This window comes from Comamonas sp., assembly GCF_009360615.1.
Lineage (GTDB): Bacteria > Pseudomonadota > Gammaproteobacteria > Burkholderiales > Burkholderiaceae_C > Comamonas.
In genome coordinates this window covers 40,783-53,107 of record NZ_SPEY01000050.1, presented here as the reverse complement: position 1 = coordinate 53,107, position 12,325 = coordinate 40,783, and the positions used below count along the sequence as shown (strand labels likewise).

Below are 12,325 nucleotides of genomic sequence, written 5' to 3'. Positions count from 1 at the left end.
CGGGACGCTCATGTTGACATGCATTTCAATAAAGTAAAAAGAGCGCCGAAGGCGCTCTTTATTTTCTCAACATGACTGAGATATTAACGGCACTCGGCAGGAGCCAGCTTTTGAGGCAGAGTTGCGGGAGTCGGAACCACAACAGCAGCAGCGAAGGGAGAGGTGGCACCAGCAGCTCGGCACTTCCACTTGATTGCATCCGCAGGGGGAGTGAAGGCAGCAGTACCATTGGGCAGATTGACTTCCGCCTGGCCGTTGGCTGCACCCAGGTAAGGAACCACGCTCAAGAGATTGCTTGCAGCAGGCTCGACTCGAGTGCTGTAAGGAATGGTGATCTGTCCGGTCACAGGGTCGATACGGATACCGCTTTGGATAGCGGCAGCGGCATTGTCATAAACGGCAGGATTGGGCGCAACCAGTGGGCCCAGAACATTGTCCGACAGGGTAGGGGGCACATAGCCGGAGCCATAACCTTGAGGATCGGCAGCTACAGCGCCCTTGGACAGAATATCGGCCACATTTTGCTTGGCGGCGCCGGCCTGCACCAGACCTTCGGAAACGCGTGCGCGCTTTGTGTAATCCTGATAAGCGGGCAGAGCCACAGCAGCCAGAATACCGACGATCGCCACAACGATCATCAGTTCGATCAGGGTAAAACCCTTTTGAATGGAACGCTTCACTTCAAACTCCCTAGTTGGATGAGACCCAAGGTATCAAGCAAGCTGCATGCCAACAATTTGGCAAAGGCAGGTCATATCCAAGACGACACGTTTGGCAACATTCAGGCGAGTTTGAGTAACAATTTTGATAATCCAATCGCAATTGGTGACAAATTTGTCAGACGCTTAACGCCCGTCAAGGCAGCCAGTCACTCGACGACAAACCGCATGGAGCTGCCGGCCAGCTCCACCGTATCGCCATTGAGCAGGGGCACGGACAGCGGCCCGACCACCTGACCGTTGAGCCTGAGGTCTTGGCTGGCACCTTCGAGCTGGGTGAGCACGAAACCATGAGGCTTCTGGGTAATGGAAGCGATGGCCACACCGGGCTTGCCCAGGGTGGTGACGACCTTGTAGAGGGGGATTTCCTTGCCTGCCAGGCTGCCGGTGAGCATGCGGATCACGGCGTGGCGCTCGGGCAGCGCGGCCAGCGCGCCCTGGATGGTGGAGCTGAAGCTGGAGATTTCGCCAAACCCTGACGGACTGGCCAGTTTGGCGTGGCCGCTGTCTGCCTGTTCCGAAATATGCGCCAGCGATTTTTTGCCACCCTGGGCAGACGCCGTGTTCGTATCGGCGATCACGGTGTCGAGAAAGCGGATTTTGTAGCGCCCGATGTCCAGCAGGTCGCCATTCAGCAGGTCCTGCTTCTGGATGGCACGGCCATTGACATAGGTGCCGTTGGTGCTGCGCAGGTCTTCGATGCTGACTTTGCCGCCAGCGATGGTGAGCACGGCATGCTCGCCGCTGACCGCCAGATTCTCGATCACGATGTCGTTATAGGGACGACGACCCAGGGTCGTGCGCTCCTTGGTGAGCTGCACTTCCTTGATGACGGCGCCGTCGATTGAGATGACCAAAGTCGGCATGCTCGAAGCTCCTGAGGAAACGCCAAGTCCCGCTTGGCTGCACTGGCTGGGATCACTCGCACCCGCGTATGTGATTCAGCGCTTCACTCCGAATCGTAACTGGATGAAACGCCCTTGCATGCCGCATCTTATTTCACTAATTCGATGAAGCCGGCCATCCCATTGAAATTTTCAACCCGGCCGCCATCCGCCTGCAATATCCCCGGAATCGCCCCGGCGCGCGCAAGCGCCACATAAGAAAAGCCCGCGCTCCAATGGCGCGGGCTTCACAGAACACAGAACCGTGGAAAGCGACAGCTGCCGCTTTCCGTGATTTAGAACGGGATGTCGTCATCCATATCGTCAAAGCCCGAGGCCGCTCGCTGGGGAGGAGGCGCCATGGGTGCGGGCGCAGAACGCTGCTGCATCGGGGCCGGTGCGGGGCGTTGCTGCATGGGCGCGGGAGCCGGACGGCTGGGTGCCTGATAGCTGCTTTCACCGTAACCATCGTCGCTGCCGTAGCCACCTTGCTGCTGACCGCCGCCCTGGCGGCTGCCCAGCATCTGCATGCTGTCGGCGCGGATTTCGGTCGCGTAGCGCTCCTGACCGGAGGCCTGATCGGTCCATTTGCGGGTGCGCAGGCTGCCTTCCACATAGACCTGGCTGCCCTTGCGCAGATACTGCCCCACGATTTCGGCCAGCTTGCCGTTGAAGACCACGCGGTGCCATTCGGTGGCTTCGCGGTTTTCACCGGTGTTCTTGTCGCGCCAGCGGTCCGTGGTGGCGATGGTCACATTGGCCACCTGATCGCCGCTGGGGAAGGTACGCATTTCGGGGTCACGACCCAGATTGCCGACGATGATGACTTTGTTGACGGATGCCATAGAGATACCTTTTCAAAAAGTGGCACGGGCAATCACGAAAGGTCCCGAACCAATGAGCCTCGTATTCTGCCCCAAGCCAGCCATAACGAGCACGGGATTGCCCTATATCCCATCACGGCGATACATGGTGCCCCAGCAGAAAAGGGGCCACTGCGCGCGAGCAGCCGAGCAAGGGCAGCCCCGCTGCGAGGGCTGCGTCCCCCTCCGCGCAGCAGAGAGGGGGAAGGCGCACAGCGCCTCAGGGGGTGTTGCTGTAAGTCAGTGACGGCCCACCGGGCGCAATGGCCAGGTCACGATCAGCCACAGGGCCACCAGCACCGACGTCATGGCGAACAGGCCCGGCACTCCGGCAAATTTGGCGACGGCACCGCCGACAGCGCCGCCGGCAAACAGGCCCAGCGACTGCAGTGTGTTGTAGGCCCCCAAGGCGGTGCCGCGCAACGGCGTCGGTGCCATGCGCGAGACCAGGCTGGGCTGGGTGGCTTCCAGCGCGTTGAAGCCGCAGAAGAACAGGAACATCAGCAGCGCCATGCACCAGATCGTCGCAATGGTGCCGCTGGCAGCCAGCATGCCCAGACCGATCTGAACGAGCAGCACCAGGCCGATGGCCCCCAGCAAGGCCGTGCGCAGCCTGCCCTTGCGTTCCATGGAAAACAGCAGGCCCATGGCCGCAAAGGACAGCAGCACGGCCGGCAGATAGATGTGCCAGTGCTGCTCCTTGGCCAGACCGGCCTGCACCAGCATGGCCGGCACGGCCACCCACATGGACATCTGCACGGTATGCAGAATGAAAACGCCGAAGTTCAGGCGCAGCAGATCGGACTGGCCCAGCAGCTCGCCGAAGCGGCCCTTGGGCGCATCGGCATGCTTCCTGGGTTCGGGCGGTACCACCCACAGCACCACGGCAATGCCCGCCAGCGCCAGCGCACCGGTCAAACCGAAGATGCCGGACAGGCCGATCCAGGCGTTGAGCAGCGGTGCCAGCACCAGCGCCAGCGCAAACATCAGGCCGATGCTGCCGCCGACCAGGGCCATAGCCTTCGTACGCACGCCGTCGCGCGTCAGATCGGCCAGCAAGGCCGTGACCGCCGCAGACACCGCGCCGGCCCCCTGAATGGCACGCCCCACCATGAGGCCGGTCAGTGAATCGGCCGTGGCTGCAATCAGGCTGCCCGCCGCAAACACCAGCAGGCCGGCGACAATGACCGGCTTGCGACCGATACGGTCGGAGGCCAGGCCGATGGGCAACTGGAACAGGGCCTGGGTCAAGCCATACAGCCCCATGGCCAGGCCGATCATGGCCGGATCGTCACCGCCCGGGTATTTGCGCGCCTCCAGCATGAAGACGGGCAGCACGAGGAACAGGCCCAGCATGCGCAGCGCAAAGATCAGCGCCAGGGCCCCGCTGGAGCGGCGTTCCTGGGAAGTCATGGTGGTGGAGGATTTGTCCGTGCCCTGCGTGCCCGCGCTCGGGGAGGTATTGATTTTTTTCACGCTCAGATTTTGCCAAGAGTCATCGTCTCATGCCCAGGTTCACTAAATCACCGCCGGGCAAAAGAGAGGAAATAAAACCGTAGATTGTCCGTGAACCTGGATCATCTGGTCACACCCAAGCCCGTCTGACTATCATGGAGAGTTTTCCCCGTCTGGAGCGCCCGTGTCCCTGAAGCCTGATTCGCCCTCTGAAGTCCATGATGACAGCCTCTATCTGGGCCGCTCTCTGGCGCAGACACGCATCGCCATTCGCGGCGCACGCACGCACAACCTCAAGAACATCGACCTGGACATTCCCCGCAACCAGCTGGTGGTGATCACCGGCCTGTCGGGCTCGGGCAAGTCCAGCCTGGCCTTCGACACCTTGTACGCCGAAGGCCAGCGTCGCTATGTGGAGAGTCTCTCGGCCTATGCGCGCCAGTTTCTGGGCCGTCTGGACAAACCCGATGTCGATCTGATCGAGGGCCTGTCGCCCGCCATCTCGATCGAGCAAAAGGCCACCAGCCACAACCCGCGCTCCACCGTGGGCACGGTGACCGAGATCAACGACTATCTGCGCCTGCTCTACGCCCGTGCCGGCACACCGTTCTGCCCGGACCACAATCTGCCGCTGCAGGCCCAGACCATCAGCCAGATGGTGGACAGCGTGCTGCAGCTGCCCGAAGACACCAGGCTGATGATCCTCGGCCCCCTGGCACGCGAGAAAAAGGGCGAATTCGCCGAGTTGTTCATCCAGCTCCAGGCCCAGGGCTATGTGCGCTTTCGTGTCGACGGACAGATCTACGACGCCCAGTCCCTGCCCAGGCTGGAGAAGAACGAGCGCCACAACATCGACGTGGTGATCGACCGTCTCAAGGTGCGCGAAGACGTCAAGCAGCGTCTGGCCGAAAGCTTCGAGGCCGCCCTGCGCGCCGGTGGTGCCGATGCCGGTGGCCGCGTCATCGCCCTGGAGATGGACGGCGGCAAGGAGCATCTGTTCAGCGCCAAGTTCGCCTGCCCGCTCTGCGACTATTCCCTGCCCGAGCTGGAGCCGCGCCTGTTCTCCTTCAACTCCCCGATGGGAGCCTGCCAGGCCTGCGACGGTCTGGGCAACAGCGAAGCCTTCGATCCCGACCGCGTCGTGCCCTTCCCGTCGCTGAGTCTGGCCAGCGGCGCCATCAAGGGCTGGGACAAGCGCAACAACTACTACTTCTCCATGCTGGAGAGCGTGGCCAAACACTATGGTGTGAGCACCGAGACCGCGTTTGAGGAGCTGCCAGAGAAAGTGCGCAACGTGATTCTCTTTGGCTCGGGCGACGAGTCCATGGAGTTCAACTATGTTTTCGAGAGCGGCGAACGCAAGGGCGAAGCCTTTATCAAGTCGCACCCGTTCGAAGGCATCATCCCCAATATTCAGCGCCGCTTTCGCGAGACCGAATCCCAGGTCGTGCGCGACGACCTGGCCAAGCTGCGCAGCATCCGCAAATGCCCCGAATGTGAAGGCACGCGCCTGCGCCGAGAAGCGCGCTTTGTGCGCGTGGGCGATGGCGGGCAGGCCCGCTCCATCTATGAAGTCAGCCATGCCACGCTGGCCGATGCGCTGGCCTGGTTCAAGCAGCTGAGCATGGCCGGGGCCAAGGCCGAGATTGCGGACAAGATCGTGCGCGAGATCGCCTCGCGCCTGCTCTTCCTCAACGATGTCGGCCTGTCCTACCTGAGCCTGGACCGCAGCGCCGACACGCTCTCGGGTGGCGAAGCCCAGCGCATTCGCCTGGCGTCCCAGATCGGCTCGGGCCTGACCGGCGTGATGTATGTGCTGGACGAGCCCTCCATCGGCCTGCACCAGCGCGACAACGACAAGCTGATTGCGACACTCGAGCACCTGCGCGATATCGGCAACAGCGTGATCGTGGTCGAGCACGACGAAGACATGATGCGGGCGGCCGACCAGATCATCGACATGGGTCCGGGCGCCGGCGTGCATGGCGGTCGCATCATGGCCCAGGGCAGTTACGAGGACATCAAGGCCAGCCCCGATTCGCCCACAGGCCGCTATCTGAGCGGCATTCAAAGCATTCCCGTGCCCAGCAAGCGCACCGCCTGGCTGCCCGTGCTGCGCAAGGACCTCGACGCCGAAGCCAGCCAAAGCGCATCGCGCTTTCCCGTCACGGCCGCGAAAAAGCGGGAGACCGCCAGCAAGGTGCGTACCGACCTGCAGGCGCTGACCGTGGCAGGCGCGCGCGGTCACAACCTGAGGAACGTGACGGTGGACTTTCCCGTCGGCCTGTTCACCTGCGTGACGGGCGTCTCCGGCTCGGGCAAGTCCACCCTGGTCAACGACACGCTGTATGCCGAAGTGGCACGTCAGATACACCGCGCAGGCACCGAGCCGGCGGCACATGACGACATTGCGGGCATTGACTATTTCGACAAGGTCATCAATGTCGACCAGTCCCCCATCGGCCGCACGCCGCGCAGCAACCCGGCCACCTATACCGGGCTGTTCACGCCGATCCGCGAGCTGATGGCCGAAACCAATACCGCCAAGGAACGCGGCTACGGCCCCGGGCGATTCTCGTTCAATGTCTCCGGCGGCCGCTGCGAGGCCTGCCAGGGGGACGGCGTGGTCAAGGTGGAAATGCATTTTCTGCCCGATGTCTACGTGCCCTGCGACCTCTGCCACGGCCAGCGCTACAACCGCGAAACGCTGGAAGTGCAGTGGAAGGGCCGGAACATCTCGCAGATTCTGGAGATGACGGTCGAAGACGCCCATGCCTTCTTCAAGGACGTGCCTGGCATTGCACGCAAGCTGCAGACCCTGCTGGACGTGGGCCTGTCCTATATCCGCCTGGGCCAGAGCGCGACCACCCTGTCGGGCGGCGAGGCCCAGCGCGTCAAGCTCGCGCAGGAGCTGTCCAAGCGCGACACGGGCCGCACGCTCTACATCCTGGACGAGCCCACCACCGGCCTGCACTTCGCCGACATCGCCCTGCTACTGAAAGTGCTGCACCAGCTGCGCGATGCGGGCAACACCATCGTCGTGATCGAGCACAACCTCGACGTCATCAAGACCGCCGACTGGCTGATCGACATGGGCCCCGAGGGCGGCTCCGGCGGCGGGCAGGTCGTGGCCCAGGGCACGCCCGAGGAAATCGCAGCCAACCCGGCCAGCGTGACGGGCCGCTACCTCAAGCCCTATCTGGACAAGGCTCCCGCCAAATCCAGAGCCAAGTCGGCCACAAGCCAGGATTGACCAAGCACAGCCAGCCATGCAGGGCCACGACCGGCGATACTGAGGAGAAAAGCAATGCAGAAAGATGTCTGGGATTTCGTCATCGTAGGGGCCGGCATGGCCGGAGCCTCCGCCGCCTGGCAGCTGGCCCAGTCGGGGGGGATCTCGCCGCCTTCCGTGCTGGTGCTGGAGCGCGAATCCCAGCCCGGCTATCACACCACCGGCCGCTCGGCTGCACTGTTTGAAGAGCATTACGGCCCCGCCCAGGTGCAGGCCCTGACCCGCGCCAGCCGCGCCTTCTACGATGCGCCGCCGGTCGGCTTCGCCGAAGCCCCCCTCCTCACGCCGCGCGGCGTGCTCTATGTGGGCACGGCCGGCCAACGGGATCTCGTGGATGCCGCCTATGCCGAGGCCCTGGTTCACTCCCCTGGTGCCCGTCGCCTGAACGCCGAGCAGCTCAAGGCCCTGGTCCCGGTGCTCGACACCGAGGTGCTGGTGGACGGCTTTCTGGACGCCGGCGCGCGCGACATCGATGTGCACGGCCTGCACCAGGGCTATATCCGCGGCCTGCGCCAGCGTGGCGGCGACCTGTGGTGCAACGCCGAAGTCCAGGCCATCACCCGGGTCGGCGATTGCTGGCATGTCGCATTGCCCCAGGGCCGTAGCATTCGTGCCAGGGTCATCGTCAACGCCGCCGGGGCCTGGGTGGATGTCGTGGCCGCGATGGTGGGAGCGGCTCCCATCGGCATCACCCCGAAACGCCGCAGCGCCTTCACCTTCCCGGCCCCCGAAGGTATGGACGCCACGCAATGGCCCGCCATCATCAGCGCCGACGAAAACTGGTACATCAAGCCCGACGCCGGCCAGTTGCTGGGCTCACCCGCCAATGCAGACCCCGTGGCACCGCACGATGTCGTGCCCGAAGAGCTGGACATTGCCACCGGCATCTATCACATCGAGGAAGCCACCACGCTGCAAATCCGCCGCCCCTCGCATACCTGGGCCGGCCTGCGCAGCTTTGTCGCCGATGGCGAGCTGGTGATCGGCTGGGACGCATCGCCCACGCCCGTGCCGGGCTTCTTCTGGGTTGCCGCCCAGGGCGGCTACGGCATCCAGAGCGCCGCCGGCTACAGCCTGCTGGCGCGCAATCTGCTGCTCGGGGAAACGCTGGATGCGGCGCTCGCCGCGCAGAAGGTGAATGTGGGGGCAGTGTCGCCTGCGCGGTGCCAGCGAGTGCATCAGGATTGATGGCGGGCAGCGCTTGATGAGTTGGGGCTATAGCCTGATTTTTGCCTGATTCCCGTACTGAGGACGGTTCTCGGCCCGCCGGCCGCCCTTCTTTTCTTGCTCGTGCAAGAAAAGAAGGCAAAAGAACACGTCCTGACTGTCTGCGTCCCTGCGCTTCGCTCCGGGCAAGCCTGCGTCACGCCATGCAGTCTGCGGTGCCGCCCAACTCGCTGCGCGGCGTAGCCGCTGCGCTCAAACAAACGGCGGCAAATCAGCGCACGATGCATTGGCACTCTTCGGTGCCAATGCCCACAGCCTGAACCACGTGCCGCAGGCGCAGACACACGGGTGGATGCGGGAGCAAACAGCCTGCCAGAGCCACTCTAACGCTTATCTGCATTGCGGTAACAGCTATTAATTTTTCAAAGAAGCTAGCCCGCATTCGGTATTGCCCCTTGTACCCACGCCTGCGACGGTTGCCTCTTGTGGCGCGCATTTGCACCGTAGAGTGCAACTGCATCGTCATCACTTTTACGGCAACGTGTTTGAGCGCAGAGGGAAGCTCGAAGTGAGTTCTGCCGTACAGCCACAAGAGGTTGACAGCGCAGGTTACCCCGTAGCGTAGCGGAGGGGGCGTGGGCAGCAGGGGCGGTGTTCTTTGCTTACGTTCTTGCACCAGCAAGAAAGTAAGTCGGCAAGGCGGGCCGAGACCCGCCCTCTGTCCTGCAATCAGCAGATAAAACAAAAACGGCCTGTGCCCCGGAGGCACAAGCCGTTTTCCAACCGAGGCGACCTCAGTTCACCACGAGTCCACGCAAGATCAGTTCTCGATATGTGCGAACTGCACGATCTTGGAGTACTTGGCAATTTCGGTGTTGATGTACTTGCCGGCATCCACCTTGGGATCGGCCACCACATTGCCGGTCTCTTCCATCTTCTTGCGGAACTCGGGCGAAGCCATGGTCTCTTCCAGCGCCTTCTTCAGCTTGGCGGCAATGGGGGCGGGCAGTCCCTTGGGCGCCATCAACGCAAACCAGCTGTTGATGTCCACGTTCTTGAACTGGGGCAGCTCGGACAGTGCCGGAATATCGGGGGTGATGGCCGAGCGCTTGGCCTCGGTCGTACCCAGGGCCACGACCTTGCCGGCCTTGATATGGGGCAGGCCCGAGGACAGCACGAACACACCGAACTCGATGTTGTTGCCTACCAGGTCGGTGGTCAGCGGAGCGACGCCCTTGTAAGGCACATGGGTCATGTGCAGCTTGCCCTGCTCCTTGACCAGCTCCCCGGCCAGGTGCAGCGCCGTGCCCACGCCGGAGCTGCCATAGCTGAACTTGTCCGGGTTCTTGGACACCAGGCTGACGAACTCGGCCGCATTCTTCACGCCGGCCTTGTGCGATGCGACCAGCACCATGGGCTGCGAGCCCACCAGACCGATGGGTGTGAAATCGCCGATGTTGTACTTCACGGCCTTGTTGATGAGCCTGGCAATCGCCAGCTCATTGTTGGCACCCACCATGATGGTGTAACCGTCAGCAGGCGCCTTGGCCACTTTTTGCGCACCGATGGCACCACCGGCACCGCCCAGGTTTTCCACCACCACGGGCTGGCCCAGCTGCTTGGCCAGGCCATCGGCGACCAGACGTCCCACCAGGTCGGTGCTGCCGCCTGCCGGGTAGCCCACGACCATGGTGATGGCCTTGCTGGGATAGTTGTCGGCGGCGATGGCCGGCACTGCCACGGCAGCGCCCAGCAGCAGGCCCGCGGCGATGGCGGTGCGGCGGAGGATGTTTGTGTTCTGCATGAAACTATTCCGAATCTGTATGGGTCGATTGTCCGAATACGGAGAAAACCTTTTAATGCCGATATGGCACATTTCCGTGCCATTTCAGCACATCACAATATTTCTGAGGAAACCGAGGACATCCAGCTCCCCCCTCGCCCGATGTCCACGATGGCGGCCAGGACTTCAATTCTGGCGAAGGGCCAGGTCGGAGTGAATGCTCAGTTACTGACCGGTGATATCGGTCCAGAACTGCTCCGCCGCCGTGCTCAGGCGGCGCTTGGGCCGGTAGAGCCTCACATCGAAATGCACATCCAGGCTGCCGTCGCCGGCCAGCGCCAGACGACCGTCCTGGCAGTCGCGCTGCACCATGGACCAGGGCATCCAGGCCACACCCAGGCCCTTGAGCACATACTCGTAATTGGCATCCGCCGAATCGCATTCGAGGCAGCGGCGCAGGCGTGGCCACAGCGGATGGCTGGCCAGATGGTCTTCGACCAGTCGCCCCAGTGCCATGCTGTGCGAGAAAGCCAGATAAGGCACGGGGCTGGCGCCGGGCAGCAGTGCCTGCGCCAGCGCAAACAGGGGCTTGCCTTCGGCATCGGCCCGCGCCACGGGCACCAGCTTGTCGCTCATCACCGTCAGATAGCTGAACTGGCGACCATCCAGCCGCACGGCGATCGCCGCGTGATGGTAGAGCAGGGCAAAGCTGACCTCGCCGCGCTGCAGCATGTGCACGGTTTCGTCGAGTGTGCGGGTGACGATGCGCATCTCTGCCGACTGCAGCACGCTGCCGTAGCGCGCCAGCCAGTCGGCCACGATGGTGCGCGCCAGCGTCCGTCCCGTGGCCAGCGTGATCACATGGGCCTGACGGCCGGCCACGGCCTGCAGCTCGTCATGCGACTGGGCCAGGGTGCGCACCATCTGCTCGGCGGTGTCGCGAAAGGCTTCGCCGGCCGGAGTGAGACGAACCGGCCCTCCGCCCGCTTCGATCAGCGGCGTCCCGGCCCATGCCTCGAGCGCACGGATGCGCCGGCCGAACGCCGGATGAGTGACATGGCGCAACTCTGCCGCACGCGTGAAGCTGCGCTCCTGGGCCAGCAGCAGAAAGTCTTCCAGCCATTTGCTTTGCATGGCCAGAGCGCCCTGACTCAGCTACGCGCAGCCGCCTGCAGCGTGGCGCGCGTGGCGATGGCTGCGGCACGTGCAGCCTCGGCGAAGTCATCGCCCTGGCCGGCGTACAGGATGGCGCGCGAGGAGTTGATGATGATGGGACCGCCGCCGATGCGTGCGGCCTTGACGGTTGCCACGGCATCGCCCCCCTGCGCACCCACGCCGGGAATCAGCAATGGCAGCGTGGGGGCCACGGCACGCACGCGCTCGATCTCGCTGGGGCGCGTTGCTCCCACCACCAGGCCGAGCTGGCCGTTGGTATTCCAGGGACCCTGGGCCAGCTTGGCCACATGCTCGAACAGATGGGGGTTGCCGGGCACATCGGCCAGGGTCTGGGCCTGCAGGTCGTCCCCTCCGGGGTTGGAGGTGCGGCACAGCAGGAAAGCACCCTTGCCCTCGTACTTGAGGTAGGGGGTGATGGAGTCGAAGCCCATGAAGGGCGAGAGCGTCACGGCATCGGCGCCATAGCGCTCGAAGGCCTCCTTGGCGTATTGCTCGGCGGTGGAGCCGATATCTCCTCGTTTGGCATCCAGAATCACAGGCACATGGGGTGCCACACGGCGCATGTGCGCCATCAGCCTTTCGAGCTGGTCCTCGGCACGGTGAGCGGCAAAGTAGGCGATCTGGGGCTTGAAGCTGTTGACCAGATCATGGGTGGCATCAACGATGGCTGCACAGAAGTCGTAGATCCTGGACGCATCGCCCTGCATGGCGCCGGGAAACCGGCTGGGTTCAGGGTCCAGACCCACGCACAGCATGGAGTCATTGCGCGTGGACGCGTCGCGCAGCATGTCGATGAAAGTCATAAAGCGTGATTTTAGTTGTTCGCCCCTTCCAAGCCCCGCTACAGGTCTTGCGCCAGGCCGCAAAACAGACGCACACACCAACTCGGTGACACCGGGGAAGCGCCGCCGCGCACCCACGGTGTCGTCCCCCTCCCGCGAAGCGAGTGAGGGGGAAGCGGCAGGGCCGCCTAGGCGCAGCCACTC

Annotated in this window: 9 protein-coding genes; 2 read left to right on the top strand and 7 right to left on the bottom strand. The window is 63.4% G+C overall.

Translation table 11 applies throughout. The features are described 5' to 3' along the window. Positions 1–83: 83 nt before the first annotated feature. From E2583_RS14280 to E2583_RS14265, 4 genes are all read right to left on the bottom strand, one after another. Entirely contained in the window at positions 84–680 is a 597-nt protein-coding gene (locus tag E2583_RS14280) for a pilin (RefSeq protein ID WP_291596801.1), read from the bottom strand. A 188-nt stretch (positions 681–868) separates the two neighbouring features. Beyond that, positions 869–1,585 carry an FHA domain-containing protein gene (locus E2583_RS14275; protein ID WP_291596800.1) on the bottom strand — a complete coding sequence of 239 codons (717 nt, stop codon included), beginning with the start codon at positions 1,583–1,585 and terminating at the stop codon, positions 869–871. A 314-nt stretch (positions 1,586–1,899) separates the two neighbouring features. Beyond that, complete coding sequence (gene ssb, locus E2583_RS14270) at positions 1,900–2,448, bottom strand: single-stranded DNA-binding protein (protein WP_291596799.1); 549 nt, start codon at positions 2,446–2,448, stop codon at positions 1,900–1,902. A gap of 258 nt (positions 2,449–2,706) precedes the next feature. Next, on the bottom strand, positions 2,707–3,879 hold the full coding sequence (locus E2583_RS14265; protein ID WP_291596886.1) for an MFS transporter: 1,173 nt from the start codon (positions 3,877–3,879) through the stop codon (positions 2,707–2,709). A 226-nt stretch (positions 3,880–4,105) separates the two neighbouring features. Between E2583_RS14265 and uvrA the strand changes: the two genes are divergently transcribed. After that, positions 4,106–7,174, top strand: coding sequence for an excinuclease ABC subunit UvrA (gene uvrA, locus E2583_RS14260; RefSeq protein WP_291596798.1), 3,069 nt, complete (start codon positions 4,106–4,108; stop codon positions 7,172–7,174). Between the two features lie 54 nt (positions 7,175–7,228). Further along, positions 7,229–8,401 carry an FAD-binding oxidoreductase gene (locus tag E2583_RS14255; protein ID WP_291596796.1) on the top strand — a complete coding sequence of 391 codons (1,173 nt, stop codon included), beginning with the start codon at positions 7,229–7,231 and terminating at the stop codon, positions 8,399–8,401. A 799-nt stretch (positions 8,402–9,200) separates the two neighbouring features. Here the strand turns inward: E2583_RS14255 and E2583_RS14250 are convergent. The 3 genes from E2583_RS14250 to pyrF form a co-directional block, all read right to left on the bottom strand. Continuing rightward, a complete protein-coding gene (locus E2583_RS14250) occupies positions 9,201–10,184 on the bottom strand; it encodes a tripartite tricarboxylate transporter substrate binding protein (protein WP_291596794.1) in 984 nt (327 codons plus the stop codon). 204 nt (positions 10,185–10,388) lie between these two features. Then, entirely contained in the window at positions 10,389–11,297 is a 909-nt protein-coding gene (locus E2583_RS14245) for a LysR substrate-binding domain-containing protein (RefSeq protein ID WP_291596792.1), read from the bottom strand. Between the two features lie 17 nt (positions 11,298–11,314). Next, positions 11,315–12,142, bottom strand: a complete 828-nt coding sequence (pyrF, locus tag E2583_RS14240) for an orotidine-5'-phosphate decarboxylase (protein ID WP_291596790.1) — start codon at positions 12,140–12,142, stop codon at positions 11,315–11,317. Positions 12,143–12,325 lie beyond the last annotated feature (183 nt).